Annotated in this window: 15 protein-coding genes; 12 read left to right on the forward strand and 3 right to left on the reverse strand. The window is 46.1% G+C overall.

Features of this window, described 5'->3' with window-relative positions:
- Positions 1-169: 169 nt before the first annotated feature.
- A complete protein-coding gene (locus NYP55_RS04220) occupies positions 170-2407 on the reverse strand; it encodes an RNA degradosome polyphosphate kinase (RefSeq protein ID WP_004131519.1) in 2238 nt (745 codons plus the stop codon).
- A 610-nt stretch (positions 2408-3017) separates the two neighbouring features.
- Between NYP55_RS04220 and NYP55_RS04225 the strand changes: the two genes are divergently transcribed.
- From NYP55_RS04225 to NYP55_RS04235, 3 genes are all read left to right on the forward strand, one after another.
- A complete protein-coding gene (locus tag NYP55_RS04225; protein ID WP_415694956.1) occupies positions 3018-3749 on the forward strand; it encodes an MIP/aquaporin family protein in 732 nt (243 codons plus the stop codon).
- 160 nt (positions 3750-3909) lie between these two features.
- On the forward strand, positions 3910-4959 hold the full coding sequence (locus NYP55_RS04230) for a glutamyl-Q tRNA(Asp) synthetase (RefSeq protein ID WP_415702722.1): 1050 nt from the start codon (positions 3910-3912) through the stop codon (positions 4957-4959).
- Positions 4960-4993: 34 nt separating this feature from the next.
- A complete protein-coding gene (locus NYP55_RS04235) occupies positions 4994-5794 on the forward strand; it encodes a YggS family pyridoxal phosphate-dependent enzyme (RefSeq protein WP_115794065.1) in 801 nt (266 codons plus the stop codon).
- A 49-nt stretch (positions 5795-5843) separates the two neighbouring features.
- Here NYP55_RS04235 and NYP55_RS04240 read toward each other — a convergent pair whose 3' ends face one another.
- Positions 5844-6659: a fumarylacetoacetate hydrolase family protein gene (locus NYP55_RS04240; RefSeq protein WP_415702719.1), complete on the reverse strand. Its 816-nt coding sequence runs from the start codon at positions 6657-6659 to the stop codon at positions 5844-5846.
- A gap of 273 nt (positions 6660-6932) precedes the next feature.
- Between NYP55_RS04240 and clpB the strand changes: the two genes are divergently transcribed.
- From clpB to NYP55_RS04270, 6 genes are all read left to right on the forward strand, one after another.
- Entirely contained in the window at positions 6933-9524 is a 2592-nt protein-coding gene (gene clpB, locus NYP55_RS04245; protein WP_472781606.1) for an ATP-dependent chaperone ClpB, read from the forward strand.
- Between the two features lie 179 nt (positions 9525-9703).
- The gene (locus NYP55_RS04250; RefSeq protein ID WP_415702715.1) at positions 9704-11044 is read left to right on the forward strand and encodes a DNA recombination protein RmuC; all 1341 of its coding nucleotides are present in this window, start codon (positions 9704-9706) and stop codon (positions 11042-11044) included.
- Positions 11045-11100: 56 nt separating this feature from the next.
- A complete protein-coding gene (locus NYP55_RS04255; protein ID WP_415702713.1) occupies positions 11101-11868 on the forward strand; it encodes a hypothetical protein in 768 nt (255 codons plus the stop codon).
- Between the two features lie 57 nt (positions 11869-11925).
- Positions 11926-12732: a TrmH family RNA methyltransferase gene (locus NYP55_RS04260; protein ID WP_060785806.1), complete on the forward strand. Its 807-nt coding sequence runs from the start codon at positions 11926-11928 to the stop codon at positions 12730-12732.
- Between the two features lie 140 nt (positions 12733-12872).
- Positions 12873-13877: an ATP-binding cassette domain-containing protein gene (locus NYP55_RS04265; RefSeq protein ID WP_004131497.1), complete on the forward strand. Its 1005-nt coding sequence runs from the start codon at positions 12873-12875 to the stop codon at positions 13875-13877.
- Entirely contained in the window at positions 13874-14863 is a 990-nt protein-coding gene (locus NYP55_RS04270) for an ABC-2 family transporter permease (protein ID WP_020757502.1), read from the forward strand. The genes NYP55_RS04265 and NYP55_RS04270 overlap by 4 nt, the downstream gene beginning before the upstream one ends.
- A gap of 142 nt (positions 14864-15005) precedes the next feature.
- Here NYP55_RS04270 and vly read toward each other — a convergent pair whose 3' ends face one another.
- Positions 15006-16556: a cholesterol-dependent cytolysin vaginolysin gene (gene vly, locus NYP55_RS04275; RefSeq protein ID WP_020757501.1), complete on the reverse strand. Its 1551-nt coding sequence runs from the start codon at positions 16554-16556 to the stop codon at positions 15006-15008.
- Positions 16557-17053: 497 nt separating this feature from the next.
- Between vly and gatC the strand changes: the two genes are divergently transcribed.
- The 3 genes from gatC to gatB are packed head-to-tail and all read left to right on the forward strand — an operon-like array spanning position 17054 to position 20426.
- Positions 17054-17350 (forward strand): Asp-tRNA(Asn)/Glu-tRNA(Gln) amidotransferase subunit GatC, encoded by a 297-nt coding sequence (gene gatC / locus NYP55_RS04280; protein WP_004114131.1) that lies wholly within the window; start codon positions 17054-17056, stop codon positions 17348-17350.
- Positions 17351-17352: 2 nt separating this feature from the next.
- On the forward strand, positions 17353-18894 hold the full coding sequence (gatA, locus tag NYP55_RS04285) for an Asp-tRNA(Asn)/Glu-tRNA(Gln) amidotransferase subunit GatA (protein ID WP_346284168.1): 1542 nt from the start codon (positions 17353-17355) through the stop codon (positions 18892-18894).
- A gap of 32 nt (positions 18895-18926) precedes the next feature.
- On the forward strand, positions 18927-20426 hold the full coding sequence (gatB, locus tag NYP55_RS04290) for an Asp-tRNA(Asn)/Glu-tRNA(Gln) amidotransferase subunit GatB (RefSeq protein ID WP_346284167.1): 1500 nt from the start codon (positions 18927-18929) through the stop codon (positions 20424-20426).
- Positions 20427-20508 lie beyond the last annotated feature (82 nt).

Below are 20508 nucleotides of genomic sequence, written 5' to 3' on the forward strand. Positions count from 1 at the left end.
ACGCGCGGCGAAGACGTGAGCGCGCTGTAACGCGCGAACTATTTGCCAAATTTGGTACAAAGTCGGGAAACCGCCAGCGTTACAAATGTCTCGCGAGCGAGACAAATGTAACGAATTCGGAGCGCAAAAAAGCCAGAGCTAAACGCCCTGGCTTTTTGCTAATCGTAAGTTAATTAACGCCGCGCGGCTTACGCGTATGCGTGCGAATCAAGTATTCCTGGCTATCTACCAATGGCCTGCCCTCTGCATCGCGAGAATGCAACGTGTAAGTGCCGTCGCCATCCATCCACCAAGAAACCGTTGAATCCGCCATTTGCAAATCAATGTACTGAATCAACGCTTCCACCTGGTCTGGAGCACTTATGCGAACCAGCGTTTCAACGCGCCTATCAAGATTACGATGCATCAAATCGGCCGAGCCAATCCACACTTCTGGGCCACTTGCAGGGCCATCGCCAATTTGCGGACCGCAAGAATTAGCAAACGCGTAGATTCGGCTGTGCTCAAGGAACCTGCCAAGAATAGAACGAACGCGAATATTCTCACTCAAGCCCTCAATGCCAGGCTTTAGCGAGCATATTCCACGCTCCACAATGTCAATCTTTACGCCAGCTTGAGCCGCTCGATACAAAGCGTCAATCGTCTTTTCGTCAACAACAGAATTGACTTTAATCTTAATCCACGCTTCTTTTCCAGCAAGAGCCGCTGCCTCTTCCCTGCGAATTCGCTCAATAATGCCAGTTCTAACTGTGCGAGGAGCAACAAGCAAGCGATGGAAGCTTGACTTTGGAGCGTAACCCGAAAGCTGATTAAACAAACGAGTCAAATCTTGACCAACTACAGGATCGCAAGTAAGCAAGCCCAAGTCCGTGTAAAGGCGAGCCGTCTTAGGGTTGTAGTTGCCAGTACCAACGTGGCAATATCGACGCAATCCTTCGGCTTCTTGACGAACCACAAGCGAAAGCTTGCAATGCGTCTTTAATCCAACAATGCCATACACAACGTGAACGCCTGCGCGCTCAAGCTTGCGCGCCCAAGCAATGTTGGCATCTTCGTCGAATCGCGCTTTAATCTCAACAAGCGCAAGCACCTGCTTGCCAGCGTGAGCCGCGTCTACAAGAGCGTCAATAATTGGCGAATTACTCGACGTGCGGTACAGCGTTTGCTTAATTGCAAGCACTTTTGGATCTGCCGCCGCTTGCGCCAAGAACGCCTGAACAGAAGTAGAGAACGAATCGTAAGGGTGATGCAACAAAATATCATGCTCGCGAATCGAAGCGAAAATATCTTGCGCGTGGCTAGTTTCGACTTCTGCAATCTGGCGATTTGTAGTAGGAATAAATGGACGATACTTCAAATCTGGGCGATCTAGCGCTTGCAACTCAAAAAGAACCGTCATATCTAGCGGCGAAGGCAAACGATAGACTTCCTCTGGACTTACGCGCAATTGATTAGCGAGCAGCTGCGACAAGAATGGGCTAGCTTCGTCGGAAATCTCAAGACGAATAGGCGGCCCAAAACGACGACGCAAAAGCTCCTTTTCCATAGCGTTGAGCAAGTTTTCTGCATCGTCTTCCTCAACGTCAATATCTTCGTTACGCGTAACGCGGAAAGATCGCGCTTCCTTAATAATCATGCCTGGGAAAAGCGATTCCAAATGTGCTGCAATCAACTTTTCCATAGTAATAAAGCCGTATCGCTCTTCGCGACCCTCTTCGTCTGTTAAATCGTCAACTGGAACAAGACGATTCAAATTATCTGGAATCTTCACGCGAGCAAAATGCGACTTTCCAGAATTTGGATTTTCTACAATAACAGCCAAGTTGATTGACTTGCCAGAAATATATGGGAACGGGTGAGCAGGATCCACTGCAAGTGGCGTTAATACTGGGAAAACCTGCTTGCGATAATAGTCTGAAAGTCTATCTTTTTCGGATTGCGTAAGCTTATCCCAACTGAGCATAACAATGCGCTGCTTAGCAAGTTCTGGCAAAATGTGGTCAATAACATAATGCGCATGCTCATCTTGACGACGATGCGTAACCTCGCTAATTGCGCGCAATTGTTGACGCGGGCTAAGCCCACTTGCTGCGGTTACTGCGATTCCCGAGTCGATTCTACGCTTTAAGCCTGCAACTCGAACCATAAAGAACTCGTCTAGGTTGGACGCAAAGATGGCTGCAAAATTAGCGCGTTCAAGAAGTGGTAAATCAGTATTTTGCGCTAGCTCAAGCACGCGACGATTGAACTTTAACCAGCTAAGCTCGCGGTCAAAGAAGCGATCTTTTGGCAACGGTAGCTCGCCCTCACGAGCTTCACGCTTTTCTGCCTTTTCGTCTTCGGCGATGTGCTCTGCAATTTGTCCGCGCAGAATCGCCTTTGAGGGAGCGTCAAAAATTTGTACCATACTCCGTAATTGTATGCGCTGTAAGGGATGTGCGCGACTGAGTGTCGGCGGCTGCGAGTGCTCGACACGCCGATATCTTCAATATGTGAACGCATTTGAACATGACAACCATTGCATGTTCACAAAATGATGCAAAACTTGCGACTTTCCCGCGTGCAAATGAACACTAATTACAATATGTTAACAAAAGCAATTTTGCACTTTACTCTTGAGTAAAAAGTTGTGATAATAATAATCACAAGAACAAATTAAAAGAGCGGTAACCCACAAAAATGTATGGATGTTAGATTCCAATTACGTTGGACGGATACTTAAGACTTTTACCGTTGCAACGAGGATGTTGTGCAGATGAATCCGCAAGATTGTTTTTGTAAACAAGAGGCTCGCCAAGGTGGTGAGCCTCTTTTGATGCTCGGGAATTTTAAGTACTGGCGAGCGCTGGTTGGCTACTCCCCGCACCATCGCACATACACACTGTCTGGCTCTTAGGGGAAACTATCAAAGAATAATTGTTGGAAGATATTGTTAAAAGTCATTTTCTTAGCTTCTTTGAAAATGATTTATTAAATAAGAGCAAAACAGCAAAACAATTAAGAAGGATCGAAGAACCATGCAACACTCGTTTACAGTAATGTTGGCAGCTGAGTTTATTGGCACTGCCATTCTTATGATTTTTGGCAATGGAGCCGTTGCTAATGTTGAACTTAAAAACACTAAAGGTCATCACGCAGGTTGGCTAAACATTGCTATGGGCTACGGTTTTGGTGTTATGTTCCCAGTGCTAATGTTTGGCGGAATTTCTGGCGCACACATAAATCCTGCTATGACAATTGCACAAGCCGTAAATGGCATGTTCCCGTGGCAAAATGTTGCACCTTATATTGTGGCTCAGCTTTTGGGCGCGCTTGTTGGCCAGCTTATTGTGTACGTAACTTATTTGCCACATTACAACGAGACTGAAGAGCCAGAAGCAATTCTTGGAACGTTCTGCACTACAGACGCTTACAATAACAAGCTTAACTACTTCCTCAACGAATTCTTTGGCACGCTCGTACTTGTTTTGGCAGCTCTTTGCTGCCTAACTTCTCCTTGGGGAGAGAAGAATTTGGCTGGCGCTTCAATTGTAGTTGGCTTTGTTGTTTGGGGATTGGTGACTTCTATGGGCGGCCCTACTGGTCCTGCTTTGAATCCTGCTCGAGACATTATGCCGCGCTTACTTCACGCCATTTTGCCGATTCCACACAAGGGTTCTTCTCGCTGGTGCGAAGCGTGGATTCCAGTCGTAGCTCCTACTGCTGGCGCAATTTTGGGCGTGCTTATTTTTAAGTCGTTATTTGCGTAAAACATTTGCTTTTAACTGTTATTGATTGCGGTTGATTGTGATTAATTGCGGTTGTAAGAAGCGCGTAATGCTAGTATGAATGCGTTACGCGCTTTTTATTTTACAAGTTTATGTTTTGCAAGCTTGTGCTTATTAAAAAGATTTTAAGAAAGACGGAATAATGTTTTCGAAGTCAACTATTGCAATTGGACGTTTTGCCCCCACTCCTTCTGGGCGCATGCATATTGGCAATATGGTAGCAATGTTGGCTGCTTGGCTTTCTGCAAAGTCGCAAGGTGGAAGCATGATTTTGCGTCTGGAAGATCTTGATATTGCGCGAATGCCGAAGGATGCCAGCGCGCGAGTGATTGACGATTTGCATTGGGCTGGTCTTGATTGGGTTGGCGAGCCGACTTATCAGCATGAGCGCACTGCAATCTACCAAGAAGCTCTTGAGGCGCTAGAATCTTTGCAAGACGACGACGGAAATTCCCTGATTTACCCTTGTTTTTGCTCGCGTTCCGATATTCGCGCAATCGCAGCTCCGCAAGAAGGCGACGGCTTTATACGCTACCCAGGTACGTGCAGAAATCTTCGCGAAACTTCGGAAGGCTTAGCGCAAATCGAAAAGCGTTTGCAAAATAATCAGCAACATTCTTTGCGACTTGCTGTTCCCTCGGCTGATTCGCCGCAAGCAAATGTGAGTTTTATAGACGCGATTTTTGGCGCGCAATCGTTTAACATTAATCGCGATTTGGGAGATATGGTGATTCGCCGCGCGGATGGCGTTTTTTCTTATCAGCTTGCTGTTGTTGTTGACGATGTTTTGAGCGGAGTAAATGATATTGTGCGCGGACGCGACTTGCTGCGTTCGGCGGCGCTTCAAATTTGGATTGGTGAGCTGCTAGAAAAATCGGGATTTTTTGCGGCTCATGGCGTGCATTATGTGCGTCCGCGATTTGCGCATTTGCCACTAATTGATAACGCTCAAGGCGAGCGACTCGCAAAAAGTAAGCATTCGCTAGACGTTGGTGCACTTCGTGAATCTGGTTGGAGTGCCGAGCGCATGATTGGCTATTGTATGTATCTTTTGGGATACAAGAATCCTGAGCAAAATCAGCCTGTAGATATGAGCGCAACCGATGCGCTTGCGTTGTTTGAAAACGACGAAACGCCGTGGGATTCTGTTCACGCAAACCTAGCCGACAAATCCGTGCCCTTCCTCGACTAAACTATGTATTTAGACTGATAGATTGGGGCAATAAATGGCATATATGACGCAAAAAGATTTAGCGAATACTGAGGTTGATTGTGTTCGTACGCGTCAAATTGCCGACGGCGTGCACATCGTGCAAGACACCATTGCTCAAGCCGAATCGCGTTACGGGCGCAAAGCTGGGTCTGTTACGCTGCTTGCTGCAACTAAAACGCGCGATGTTGGCGAAATCATGGCAGCGCTTCGTGCTGAAGTGCGCGTAATTGGGGAAAATCGTCCGCAAGAAATTGTTGCAAAAGCCGAGATTTTACGCGCAGAGGCTGCTAAAGAAGGCTTAAGCGTTGGTGTAAACGGCGAAATTCCGCTCTACTTAATTGGTCAGCTGCAAAGCAATAAAATAAACAAAGTTTTGCCGCTTGCAAATGGGATTCAGTCGGTTGATGGCATTGATCTTGCACAAAAAATATCTGCTCGCGCGCAAAATTTGGGACTTTGCACAAACGTTATGCTGGAAGTGAACGTTTCGGGAGAAGCTACGAAATCTGGGTGCGCTCCAGAACGTGCGATTGACGAAGCACTCGCTATATCTAGTTTGCCATCGCTTAATTTGCGCGGATTAATGACGCTTGGAGCGCGCGTGAATGATGAAAAAATAGTGAGAAGTGGTTTCGCAAAATTGCGAGAAATTAGAGATTGCGTGAGTGAACAACTAGCGCAAGATCATGATGGAAACTCTGCAAAATTAGAGCTTTCAATGGGAATGTCCGGCGATTTTGCGTGGGCGATTGCCGAAGGTTCGACGATGGTTCGAATCGGTTCGGCAATCTTTGGCCCGCGCGCATTTGTGTAGTATTAAGTTTTGTCTAGCTTCTGATTTTTATCTTTTACTTTTATTGCCGTTACGCATGCATAATCACATTGCGCAGCGAACCAATGCCATCTACATGCACAATCGCTTCGTCACCAGCGCGCAAAGTTCCTGCTGGATACGGCGTTCCAGTCAAAATCACATCTCCTGGAAGAAGTGTTGAGAAGCTTGAAATCGCAGCGATTTGCTCTGGAATACTGTGAATCAATCGCGCTGTAGTGCCGTCAGCTTCCGGAACATTTTCGCCATTAAGCGTAAATGAGATATGCGCGTCTCGCCAATTTAGTTCGGTTGTAATCCATGGGCCTAGTGGGCAAGAAGTGTCAAAGCCCTTTGCGCGCGTAAACATTGGGTCGCTACCTGCGCAATCGCGCAAAGTTACGTCATTTACGCAAGTAAAGCCAAAAACATAGTCCATTGCAGCATCTGCCGACACATTTTTGGCGATTTTGCCCATAACAACAGCCACTTCTGGCTCAAAATTCATGTCGTTTGAGAAAGCAGGAATAACAATCGGATCGTCTGGGCCAATTACAGATGTGCTCGGCTTTGTAAAAATCACCATATCTGCTGCAGTATGCGACGCGGCCGCAGCAGAAGATGCGCGCTCTTCGGCAGAACGAGTATCGTAGTTTTTTGCCAATCCGTAGACTTTTGAAGGAATCACTGGCGCAAGCAGACGCACACCGTCGGCGTCTAACTCGTAGCGCTTGCCTGTTGGCTTAACTCCCTGAGTGCTTAATGGATGACCTTCTAGCGCTACTAAATAATCCTTGCCGTCTGCTTCGTCTTTTTGAACAAACGCGTATTGAGGAACTTCATTATAGGAAAAACGTGCAATTCTCATATTTTTAAGATTACGACATATTTAATACTTATTTATTTTTGATACTTATTTATTTTTGATATTTGACTGACGACTTTGCGATTGACGACTTTGATATGGAAAAGTCGCCAGCAACCGAAGATTTAAGGAAACGCCACAAACATCTTGAAAACAAAACTTGAGTGTAGTAGACTCAAGTTTTAGAAATTGACAGAATGTGGTTTGAGTGCAATCGCAAAAAGTGCACGCAAATCACCTAAAATCCGCTAGATAGCGGTGCAAATGGGGGTAAATATGGAACAAAAGTTTACAACCTTAGCGCAAGATGCATTGAGTGATGCTGTGCAAAGCGCGGCGGCAGCTGGCAATGCGCAAGTAGATACGTTACATTTGGCAGATGCCCTACTTCGCCAAGAGCAAGGCGTAGTGCGCGCGCTTATTGCTCAGGCAGGGGCAGATGCGCAACAAATCGGAGCCGAAATTCGCAATGCATTAGTGGCATTGCCTTCATCTACTGGCTCTACTACGACTAAGCCAGACGCAAGTCGTCAGCTTTTGGCCGCGCTAAGCCAGGCAGAAAAAGAGATGCGCTCAATGGGAGACGAATACGTTTCTACGGAGCACATGCTTATTGGCATAATTGCAAGCGCGCCGAATGCTGTTGCGGATATTTTCAAAAAGCACAATGTTTCTGCAGATGCGTTGCGCAAGGCTGTGCCAACTGTACGCGGTGGTGCGAAAGTTACAAGCCCAGACGCGGAAGGCAACTACAAAGCGCTTGAAAAATATTCGGTTGATATGACTGCGCGCGCTCGCGAAGGAAAGCTTGACCCTGTGATTGGGCGCGACCAGGAGATTCGCCGCGTGATTCAGATTCTTTCTCGCCGCACGAAGAATAATCCTGTGCTAATTGGCGAGCCAGGCGTTGGAAAAACGGCAGTTGTAGAAGGATTGGCTCAGCGAATTGTGGCAGGAGATGTGCCTACGACTTTGCAAAACAAGCGTCTTATCAGTCTCGATTTGGCTTCGATGGTTGCAGGATCTAAGTATCGCGGCGAGTTTGAGGAACGCTTAAAAGCAGTGTTGAAGGAAATTCAGCAATCAGACGGTCAAATTATTACGTTTATTGACGAAATTCACACTGTTGTTGGAGCAGGATCCGCAGAAGGTTCAATGGATGCTGGCAATATGCTTAAGCCAATGCTTGCGCGCGGTGAGCTGCGCTTGGTTGGAGCAACTACGCTTAACGAGTATCGTGAGCATATTGAAAAGGATTCGGCACTTGAACGCAGATTCCAGCAAGTGTTTGTTGGCGAACCGTCTGTTGAAGACACGGTGACGATTTTGCGCGGACTTAAGCAACGTTACGAAGCGCACCACAAGGTGACTATTAGCGACGATGCAATCGTAGCTGCAGCAACGCTTTCAAACCGCTATATTACTGGTCGTCAGCTTCCAGATAAGGCGATTGATTTGGTGGATGAAGCGGCAGCCCACTTGCGCATGGAGCTTGATTCTCAGCCAGAAGAAATCGACGAATTGCAGCGCAAAGTTACGCGTCTTGAAATGGAAGAAATGCAATTAAAGAAGGCGGAAGATGCTGCTGCACGCGAACGCTTAGAAAAGTTGCAGGAAGAATTAGCAAACTCGCGCGAAAAGCTTACTGGATTGAAAGCGCGCTGGGATGCGGAAAAAGCTGGCCATAACAAGGTTGGCGATTTGCGAGCGCAACTCGATGCTAAGCGCGTAGAAGCCGACAAATTCACGCGCGAAGGCAATTTGGAGCAAGCAAGCCGTATTTTGTATGGCGAAATTCCAAGCATTCAAAAAGCTTTGGAAGAAGCGGAATCACAGGCTGCTAATGCTAAGAGTGAAGCAAAAGAGCCGATGGTTCCGGATCAGGTTGATGCTGATTCTATTGCAGGAGTCGTTAGCGAATGGACAGGCATCCCTGTTGGCCGCTTGATGCAAGGCGAAAATGAGAAGCTGCTCAACATGGAAAAGGAGCTTTCTAAGCGCGTTGTTGGTCAAAGCGAAGCAATTCAGGCTATAGCGGATGCTGTGCGCAGAAGCCGCGCTGGAATTGCAGACCCGAATCGCCCAACTGGTTCGTTCCTATTCTTGGGTCCTACTGGCGTTGGTAAGACGGAGCTTGCAAAGGCTCTTGCTGACTTTTTGTTTGACGACGAGCGTGCAATGGTTCGCATTGATATGAGCGAGTACATGGAAAAGGCTTCCGTCTCGCGGCTTATCGGTGCTGCTCCTGGTTACATTGGCTACGAGGAAGGCGGCCAGCTTACTGAAGCCGTGCGACGCCGCCCGTATTCTGTAGTGCTTTTTGACGAAGTTGAGAAGGCGCATCCAGAAGTATTCGACGTTTTGTTGCAGGTTTTGGACGATGGTCGTTTGACTGACGGACAAGGTAGAACGGTTGATTTTACGAATACGATTTTGATTATGACATCAAACTTGGGTTCGCAATTCCTTGTGCAAGAAGGCTTGGACGATGCTGCTAAGCGTAAAGCTGTTATGAATGCTGTTCACGCTGAGTTTAAGCCAGAGTTCATCAACCGTTTGGATGAACTTGTTATGTTCCATCCGTTGAGCCGCGAAGAGCTTGGTGGAATTGTGGATATTCAAGTTCGTCAAGTGGCTGCGCGCTTGAGCGACCGCCGCATTAGCTTGGATGTGAGTGACTCTGCTCGCGCTTGGCTTGCAGAGCATGGCTATGATCCAGTTTACGGCGCTCGTCCGTTGCGCAGATTGGTTCAAACAGAAATTGGCGATCAACTTGCGCGATTGCTGCTTTCTGGCAAGGTGCATGATGGCGCTCGCGTAGTTGCGGATTGTGTAGAGAGCGACCATGTAACTCTCAAGATTGCGTAGTGCCTGCATTCTTCAATGTAGTCAAATAATGTAGTCAAATAAAACAAAGCGTGCTGTTTATTGGATTATTTTCCAGTAGGCAGCACGCTATTTTGTTGCATAACGCTTATTTTTCTATGCAATAATACGCGTGTCTAATTATGTTTCAAAAGTCGAATCAGTAGTGTTTAATAGAACGTATGTTCGATAATATTGTGATGTTTGTTTTAATGGTGGTTGCTGTTGTAATAACCGCCATTGTTGTGTTGGCTATTGTTAAGCACAACTCTGGAACGCAAGGCGTTAATGGCGTAAGTCAACGCGAATTTAACGAATTGCGCTCGCAGTACGAGCAAGCGCGCGCTCAAGCTCAAGAAAATGGCAATCAGGCTATACGATATCGCACACAATCAGAGCAGCTTGCTGAGCGATTAAAGTTTGTTGAAGCAGAACTTGCTAAAGCGCAGCAAGCAGAACAATTGCGAGTGAATCGCGAAGAACAATTGCGAGCAGAACGAGAAGAACGCGAACGGTTAAATCGTGAAAAAACTTTGAAAGAGCAAGGCAAAGTCTTGGAAGCGCTTGCTCCAGTAAAAGACAATCTCGAAGCTTTGAAGAATAAAGTTTCGCAGATTGAAGAAGGCCGCAAGCAAGAAATGGGTGTGCTGAGCACTCAGCTTAAAGGATTAAGCGAGCAGCAAACAAGGCTTGACCGCGAAACAAGTTCGCTTTCTGCAGCATTGCGGAATAACAAGGTTCGCGGAGCTTGGGGCGAGGCTCAGCTAAAGAATATTGTGGAATCCGCAGGCTTGCTTGAACATGTTGATTTTGATACGCAGGTTGTTGTAACAGGAGTGAATGGTGAGCAGCAGAGGCCAGATATGGTTGTGCATCTGCCAGGAGGCAAAACAATTCCAGTTGATGCAAAAGTGCCGTATGCGGATTATCAACGTGCTTGTGAAATTCCAGATAATGCAAGTGACGAAGAATTGGCTAGAAGAAGTGAGCTTCTAAAAGCGCACGCTAAGGCTTTGCGAGAACACGTGCGAGTATTGGGAGCTAAAGCGTATTGGCAGGCTTTTGAAACAGCACCAGATTTTGTAGTTGCATTTATTCCAAACGAAGCGTTGCTTCAGGCAGCTCTTGAAGCGGACCCAACGCTTATGGATGATGCTTTTGCGCAAAAAGTAGCACTCACTTCCCCAGTTACTTTGTGGGCTGTACTTAAGTCTGTTGCATACGCATGGCAGCAGCAAAGTCTTACAGATGACGCAAAAGAACTTTTCGATTTATCTCGAGAATTGTACGATCGCTTTGCGGTTCTTGGAGAAAATGCTTCAAAACTTGGCGTATCTTTGGCAAGAACAGTCGCAGCTTACAATAAGTTTGCTTCCTCACTTGAGTCGCGAGTGTTGGTAACAGCGCGTAAACTTCAGAAGTTAGATCAAAGTAAAGTTATTGCTTCAATAGATCTTATCGATTCTGATAAAGCTGATGTTAAAGAGCTGAGTGCTCCGGAAGTATCAGTAGAAGATCGTTAAGCATAAAACATCAAAGCATCAAAAATTGAAGAACTCTAACGCTAAGGAGTGCAAAAATGACAGAATTACAAGAGGAACGCGCGGAACTTAAACGCATGCTTTGTGCGGATATGAGTGCGAAACCATTTAGCGAACTGTTTTCTGTTACTTTTAATCAGCGCGGCTCTAAGCTGGTTGGTGATGTTCTTTTTGATGCAATTGAGAAAGCTGGGTATTCGTTAGAGCGCGATGTTGACGCAGTTGGAGCATTAACTGCTGCTGCAGTGCCGATGGTTTTTGCACTTATTCATGCTGCAGAACGTAAAGGAATTGCACTCGACGGCTTCGTTATGGATTTTGTTTTCCCTGCAACAAAAGGTCCGTCAGTTAAAGGCAAGCGAGTATTGTTGCTTGATTCTTGGCTTTCTGAAAAATCGTATGTTCAAACTTCTTCGCTTGTGACTTTACGACACGGAAATGAATTAAGTCTTGATTTTGGCATTGTTAATCAGCAAGGCGCGCAAATTCTTGCTATAGTTGCATTAATTGGTGGTGTTGACGCCGACGAACAAGGCACGAGGCATCTTCAATTAGTAAATCCAATAAGCGAGGAGAGTACTAAAATGGCATTTGTTCAAGCTTTCGGTGAAGAAGAATTACGCGCAGATGCAGATCACGAAGATTGCTGCAACGACAACTGCTGCGGCGGTCATTGCGAGGTTAAATGCACGGGTGACTGCGCTCATGATGGCTGCACTGAGCCATGTTGCGAAGACAATTGCTGCGGTGGCCACTGCAAGTCAGGTTGCACAGGCGATTGCGCAACTGACGGCTGCCAAGATTAGTTGCAATTACTAGCTACCAATACTAAGCAAAAGTATTAAACGGAGCAAAACTTATACATGCACGAACCGAATCCAATTACTTTGGCTGCAAAAGCTTCCGACGAGCCAGAATTCCGACCTATAGGAGTTGGCCCGTGGGAAGAAGAGCATCCAGGCGAGCCTCGTCCAGATAATCCAGAATCTCCAAATTACGATGCGCGGTTTAGCACTGAATTACTAGACGAAGGCGACCAGCGTAATGTTTTAGACCGTTACCGGTACTGGAAAGTAGAAGCCATAAAAGCGGATCTCGATTCTAAAGGTCGTCATGAGTTTGAAGTAGCTGTAGAAAATTGGACTCACGATTTCAACATAGGCTCTATGGTTCGCACTGCAAACGCGTTTACTGCGAAAAAAGTGTATATCGTAGGGCCTCATAAATGGAATCGTAAAGGCTCGTTAATGACCGAGCTATACCAATACGTTGAATGCTGCCCAACTATTGAAACTCTAGTAACTAATTGGCGCGAAAATATGCTTAAAGAAGCAGAAGAAGCGCATCAACTTTTGCTTAAAGCACAAGCAGAAGGCAATAAAGAAGCCGAAAAAATCGCAAATATTAAGGAACAAGACGCTAAAAACGCGCGCGTTATAGCGCTCGACATTATTCCAGGCGCTGTTGCTATGGAAAACTACAAGTTCCCTAAACGTTGCCTTATGCTTTTTGGCGCGGAAGGTCCAGGTCTTTCTAAAAAAGCACTAGAGATGGCGGATGACGTTGTTTATATTTCGCAATTTGGCTCTGTTCGCTCTCTAAACGCAGGAGCTGCTGCGGCTGTTTCCATGCACGCGTGGATTGCGCAACATGCAGCACCAAATTGCTGACACAAACTACAAACAAGCGAATATAAAAAAACAATCGCAAACAAATACAAAACAAAAATCGCATTACAAAACGCAGCAGCCTGTACTCATAAACGCTTACATTTTATGTTTATTTTTTCTATTTGTGATATTGTTAATTTATGTTAGAATTTCAACATATTACAAAGCGTTTCGGCGCAAAAACAGCGCTTAACGACGTTTCTTTCGTCGCCGAAGACGGTAAAGTCACTGGCTTTTTAGGTCCTAATGGCGCTGGTAAATCTACCACCATGCGTTGCGCATTAAATCTTATTCATGCCAATAGTGGTACTTCTCTTATTGACGGCAAACCTTACGCAAAAATCGCATCCCCAATGACAGAAGTTGGCGCAGTTCTTGACGCAAAGTCCGCTCACAGAGGCCGAACTGCTTACAATCACTTGTACTCGCTGGCTTTAACTCACGGAATATCAAAAAAGCGCGTTGACGAAGTGATTGATATTACTGGATTATCAAGTGTTAAAACCCGCAAAGCGGGATCCTTCTCGCTTGGCATGAGCCAGCGTCTTTCCATTGCGGCAGCGCTTTTAGCAGACCCACACAATCTTATTTTGGACGAGCCGATTAACGGCTTAGACCCAGAAGGCGTTAAGTGGGTTCGCGAATTATGCAAGTATTACGCAAGCGAAGGCCGCGCAATACTACTTAGTTCGCACTTAATGAGCGAAGTTGCGCTCACTGCAGATAACTTGGTTATTATTGCGCATGGCGAAATTTTGGAGCGCACAACGGTTCAAGATTTTGTTGACGCGCATTCGCAGCACGCTGTTCGACTTGTAACTCCAGAAGGCGAAAAACTAAAGTCTGTGCTTGCTCAAAATAATCCTGAATGCAAGATTTTGCCAGATAATCGCACGCCTCAAGACGTTCAAGAAGGCGAACTTTTTAGAATAACAGGATGTGAGCTTAATCAGCTTGCTCGCGAAATTGCGGATAATCAAATTTTGGTATATCAGCTAAATCAAGAGCACGCATCACTTGAGGAAGCATATTTGGCTCTTACGCATGGCCAGGAGCAGTACGTTACTAAGACTGTTCCTAGCAGCGGATCGAAGCCGAGTGAGCAAAACGTAGAGCAATCTAACAATAAGGAGAGTGCAAAATGAGTGAGCAAGTAGCAAATCAACAAGTGCAATCTTCTGAATCTAACGCACATCAGTCTAACGCGTATAAAACAGGTCGCAGCATGAACGCTCAGCACTTGCGCCTTACATTTATGCACACGCTTAAATCTGAGATTGTTAAGTTGCGCGGACTTGCATCAACATGGTGGTGCATGGCATTAGCTATTGTTTTGCCAGTAATCTTTAGCTTTATTATTGCGATTGTGCAAAAAGCAATGTCTAAAGTTGACATTAAGAATGGAGCAAATCAAGGTAGATCAAGCGCTGCAATTACTGTTGGGCCAAGCAATAAAAGCAGCCTTATTGCATCTCAAGATAGCATTTTCCACTTAGTTATTAGTTTTGCTTCTGTATCTTTGATTGTTCTAGCGATTTTTGCAGTGCTTGCTGTAACCGCGGAGCATTCTACAACTTCGATTCAGGCTTCTCTTACTGCTGTACCTAGAAGGGGTATGTTCTTTACGGCTAAGTTTATTGCTGTTGCAATCTACGTTTTTGTGGTGCAACTTATTGCAATGGCAGTTTCGCTAGGCGCTGCAGAATTAGCTTTTATAGGAGACAGCACTTCTGGATTATCTGGAAGCAACGCGTGGAAATTGCCTCTTACGCTGTTTCTTGGATCTCCTGCAATTATGGTTGTTGTAGCAGCAATGGCGTACGGCTTTGGCATGATTTGCAAGTCAACTGCTGGCGGAATTATGTGCGTTATTGGAGCCGTGATGATTTTGCCTAGTGTTCTTAGCATTATTATGTTTGCGAGCAATTTCGCGAAGTGGAATTCAATACTTATACAGCTTTTGCCAGCCACAGCGGTGGAGAAATTCTTGGGCAGCTCCCCTAATTCGGGTGCACAGCTTCCACCAAACGCATATGTTTTTACATGGTGGCAATCAGGCTTGGTGGTTCTCGCTTGGGGCGTAGTCATGTATGCAATTGGCCACGTTGTTGAAAAACATCGCGATATTTAACTACAAATAATATTTAGCAAACAACAAGGGCTTTATCTCGTAACCGACTACAAGATAAAGCCCTTAATTGTATTCACTTATATTTAATTTATTATTTATTAAATTATCTTTATTAAGTTATTTTTTGAAATTGTGATAAGTATCAGTCGTTCTTCACAGTTTCAGCAACTCGTGGCCACAAGGTGGTGCCCCAGTTCTTGATTGTGCGCTGGCGAACCAGTGGCAAATCGGAACGGTCATATACTGTACGCCATGGTTCCCAAACTAAGCCAGTCTTTTCAACCAGCTTGATTCGTAGATTGTGTACATTTCCTTTGAACTGAATAGTGGTGTTGAAGTGAGCTGTACGATACTTGCCATTGCCTTCCCAAGCGCGAGAACGCACGTAAGGAGTGCCGTCAATTTCGGTGCCGTACTCATCCCAGTAGATGTAGTAGCGAGCTACGTAAGCTCCACGGTGATCCAAAGTCAAGTAGCCGTCGCGGTAGGAAGAAACCTTGGTTTCAACGTAATCGCTATTGGTTTGCAAAGTTGCTACTTCGTTATCCTTGACGAAGGAAGTGGTGTAAGCAATTGGAACTGCTGGGCTGGAGGTGCTCAAATTTGCGCCTTCTTGAATCAAAGCCTTCAACGTGTCGACGTTGCCGGTAATAACCTTGGCTGCACCGTTTGCGCTGCCGCCGAGAATTACAGCAGTTACAGAAGTGTTCTGCAAAATGCGGTGGAACTCGGTATTTGGCTTGATTTCAACACCCTTGATTGCAGCTTCAACAGCAGCCTGGAAATCGGTGCTCTTGCTGCGGGTGTCGAACTTTACGTACATTGAACGGCCGTAAGCTACGTTGGACACATATACTGGCGGACGCTTGCTGTCTACTCCGCGGCTCTTCAAGCTTTCTGGCGTAGTGCATGGTGCGAAGAAGTCAGCTGGGCTATCTGGAGCATCAACACTTACGGTGTAGTAGGTCTGCTTGAAGTTCACAATTTGAGTCTGCTTTTCGCCCTTGTGCACAGCGTCGAAATCAATCTTCAGCGGAACGCCAATCTTGGCGAAATCAGCACCAAACTTTGCCTTGAGCTGGTTCATGCTTTGTGCGCTTGCAGAATCGTACTGCATGCGAGCTGCAACATGATGGCTTGCAGCGTACTGTGCATTCCACTTGGAAACTAAGCCGTTCACTGCGGAAGTTACAGAGCTCTTGGTTGGGCGCTGAACAGTTACAGCACTTTCGCCGCCGTGGAAGCCTGGCAAATCAACGCTCAACGTGATTGGAGCGCGGTTTGCGGAAATCAGGCTTGGCATATTGTCCATCAAATTCTGGTCAGCGCGGAAAAGAGCACCTGGGTATACGCGATCATCGTTGGCGGAAGTAACCGACAAGTTTGAAGTTGTATTTGTGATGTTCTTCTTCTGATGCTCAACAACAACGAATTCATCGCCCTTGTTGAAGCTATCGCTAGAGAATTTGTTGTCAATGGTTTCGCCATGACGGGCGAGAATGTTTGTTTTATCGTATTGCAAATCCCACAAATAATTATTCAACGAGTCCTTCTTGGCTGCGCAAGATGCGGTTGGCTCAGAATCCTTAGCTGCAGGAGCGGCCATTGCTGGTGCTGCTAAGCATTGTGGAATAATAGTTGCGCCCGCGAGGAGCAACATTGCTGCATTACGGTAGAACTTTGTGTTATTCATATGTGTCCTTCAATTTTATATTTTATGTTATTTTTTATGAGATACCGTAACTTATTTGCTTCTATGCATGGAATGCTTCGCTGCATTAGCTTAATATCTCATAGCATTTAATTATTACATGCTTTTTTATTTCTGGGATAGTGAAATAAAACAAATTTTTTTATTCTGCAAATAAACGTATGAAGAAGGTTGGAATGCCAACATTCTTTTATTGAATTATTTCCATTTCATGGCGTGTTGACATGCATAGACCCTCGTCTTCACTATTTTATACTCGTTAATTTTATGAAAACTGTATGTGATAATAATTGTTATTTCGCTTATTGTCTCACTAATAAAATTTTTTTAATATTACACATAATTTTCCCTAGAAAATATGGATCGACAATCATGTTCTAAAATTGGGAAAATATTCCTGCAGTAACGTGTGTAAATCTTTTATTAATATTGCTTTTTCTTCTATAAGAAGGTCACGCATCACACATATAGTTGAGGTTATGCCAACATTCACACGCGAAGAAATTGAGCATCTGGGCGTTCTATCCCAGATTGCGCTTAGCGACGAAGAAATCAGTCGCTTGCAAGGCGAATTAAACGTCATTGCAGAATCTATTAACAAAGTGCAGGAAGTTGCTGGCGAAGATGTGCCACCTACTGCAAATCCAGTACCTCTTGAAGCGTATTTGCGCCCAGACGAGCCTGCTACGCCATTGACTCAAGAAGAAGCGCTTTCTGGCGCTCCTAGAAGCGAGTCTGGCATGTTTGTAGCACCTCGAATTTTGGGGGAGGAATAAACATGACTAATACTCAAGATTTAGTAAAGCTTTCTGCTGCCGATATGGCAAAAGCTGTAAAAGCTAAGGAAGTTTCTAGCCGTGAGCTTGTTGAAGCTCACTTGGCAGTAATCGAAGCAGCCGAACCAGAAATCAAAGCATTCTTGCACGTTTCTGCAGATGTTGCACTTGAACAAGCAGACGCTTTTGATAAAAAGAATGCTAATGGCGAATCCGAAGGCTTACCTGAGCTTGCAGGCGTTCCAATTGCCATTAAAGACATGATTGTTACTAAGGGCATTCCTACTACTGCAGCATCTAAGATTCTTGAAGGCTGGGTTCCACCTTACGATGCTACCGTTATTGAAAAGCTCAAGGCAGCTGGCATGCCAATTCTTGGCAAGACTAATTTGGATGAGTTTGCTCAAGGTTCTTCTACCGAGCATTCTGCTTATCAAACTACTTGCAACCCTTGGGATACCGAGCGCGTTCCTGGCGGTTCTGGCGGCGGTTCTGCAGCTGCAGTTGCTGCATTCGAGGCTCCTATTGCTTTGGGTACAGATACTGGCGGCTCCATTCGTCAGCCAGGCGCTTTAACTGGTACAGTCGGCGCAAAGCCAACTTATGGCAGTGTTAGCCGTTTTGGTGCAATCGCTATGGCAAGCTCCTTGGATCAGATTGGTCCTGTTTCTCGTACCGTTCTTGACTCTGCACTTTTGCAGGAAATCATTGGCGGCAACGATAAGCGCGATTCCACTTCGATTCCAGCTCCTGTTCCTCCAATGGCTCAAGCTGCTCGTGAGGGCGCTCGCCGCGATTTGAAGGGCGTAAAAGTTGGTCTTGTTAAGGAGCTTAGCGGCGAAGGCTTCCAGCCAGGCGTTGAAGCACGCTTTAATGAGGCTGTGCAATTGCTTAAAGATATGGGCGCAGAAGTAACAGAAGTCTCCTGCCCTCACTTCCCTTACTCGCTGGCTGCATACTACATAATCATGCCTTCCGAAGTTAGCTCCAACTTGGCTCGCTACGACGGAATGCGCTACGGTTTGCGCGTAATGCCGCCAGCAGATAAGCCTCAAACTGCTGCAAACATGATGGCTGCAACTCGCGAAGCTGGCTTTGGCGACGAAGTAAAGCGTCGTATTATTCTCGGCACTTACGCACTTTCCGCTGGCTACTACGACGCTTGGTATGGCTCTGCACAAAAAGTTCGTACGCTTATTATTCGCGACTTTGAAGAAGCGTTTAATAAGGTAGATGTTCTAGTCTCTCCAACAAGCCCTACAACGGCATTTAAGTTTGGCGAGAAGATGAACGATCCACTTTCCATGTACATGAACGATATTGCTACGATTCCTGCAAACATGGCTGGCGTTCCAGCTTTGAGCCTCCCAGCTGGCTTAAGCGACGATGGCCTGCCTGTTGGCATTCAGATTATTGCTCCGCAATGCCATGATGAAAAGATGTACAAGCCTGCAGCAGCGTTGGAAGCAGCGCTCGAAGAAAAGTGGAGCGGCCCAATCTGGAAGTCGCTTAAAGCTGGTTGGCTCGATTCATTGGCTAAGTAAAGTGAAATAAAGCTTAAATAAGAAGGATTCTCATGGCTGAAAAACTTATGAAATACGCCGATGCTGTGGAGCAGTTTGACCCAGTTTTCGGCTTGGAAACTCACGTTGAGCTTAGCACGCGCACAAAGCTGTTTTGCCCAGCAGAAGTATCTTTTGGTGGCGAGCCAAATACTCAGCTAACTCCTGTAAGCCTTGGTTTGCCAGGCTCTTTGCCAGTTGTAAACAAGACTGCAGTTGATTACGCGATTAAGCTTGGTTTGGCATTGCATTGCGAGATTGCTGAGTGGAGCCAGTTCGCTCGTAAAAACTACTTCTACCCAGATATGCCTCGCGACTACCAGATTTCCCAGTACGATAAGCCTACTAATGGCAATGGCTACTTGGATGTTGAGCTGGAAGATGGCACTGTGTTCCGCGTGCCGATTGAGCGCGCTCACATTGAGGATGATGCTGGTAAGAATACTCACGTTGGCGGCGCAGATGGCCGAATCGAAGGCGCAAATCATTCTTTGGTTGATTACAATCGCGCAGGCGTGCCTTTGATCGAGATTGTAACTAAGCCAATCGAAGGTGCTGGTAGCCGCGCTCCAGAAATTGCTGGTGCTTATATGCGTGCTATTCGCGATATTGTTCGCGCGCTTAACATCTCCCACGCTCGCATGGAGCAGGGCAATATGCGTGCTGACGTAAACGTTTCGCTTCGTAGAAAGCCAACCGATCCATTCGGTACGCGCTCGGAAACTAAGAATGTGAACACATTCCGCGGTATTGAAAGGACGCTCCAATATGAGATTCGTCGCCAGGCTGCTATTTTGAGCGAAGGCGGCGAGATTTTGCAGGAGACTCGTCACTGGGATGAAGCAACTCAGACCACTGCTGGCGGCCGCGTAAAGTCCGACGCCGACGATTATCGCTACTTCCCAGACCCAGATTTGGTTATGCTTCACATCACTAAGGAGCATATTGAGCGCATGAAGGCCGAAATGCCAGAAATGCCTCGCGAGCGCCGCAACCGCTTGCAAAGCGAATGGGGTATTAGCGATCTTGAAATGCGCGATATTCTTAACGCGGATGCTCTTGATTTGGTTGAAGAAACCGTTAAGGCTGGCGCAACTGCAGCTGGTGCTAAAAAGTGGTGGCTTGGTGAGCTTGCTCGCGAAGCAAACACTCGTGGCGTAACTTTGGAAGAATTGCCTATTACTCCGCAAGATGTGGCGCAAGTTGAAAAGCTAATTGCAGACGGTTTGCTTAACGATAAGCTCGCTAAGCAAACTGTTGCATGCGTTTTGGCTGGCGAAGGCACGCCTGATGAAGTTGTTAATAAGCACGGATTTAAGGTTATGAACGACGATGGCGCTTTGGAAGCCGCTGTTGACGCTGCTCTTGCAGCCGACCCAGAGGTTGCCGAAAAGCTTAAGTCTGGAAATATGAAGCCGATGGGCGCGATTATTGGCGCCGTTATGCGTGCGACTAAGGGTCAGGCAGACGCTAAGGCCGTTACTAAGATTGTAATGGCAAAAATCAAAGGCTAGTTTAGATTAGCTTTTACTTTGCACTTTTTGCGCTTTATACTTTGCGTTTTAACTTTGTATTTTATAGCATTGTATAGGGTGC

It is taken from the genome of Gardnerella sp. c10Ua_31 (genome assembly GCF_055700915.1).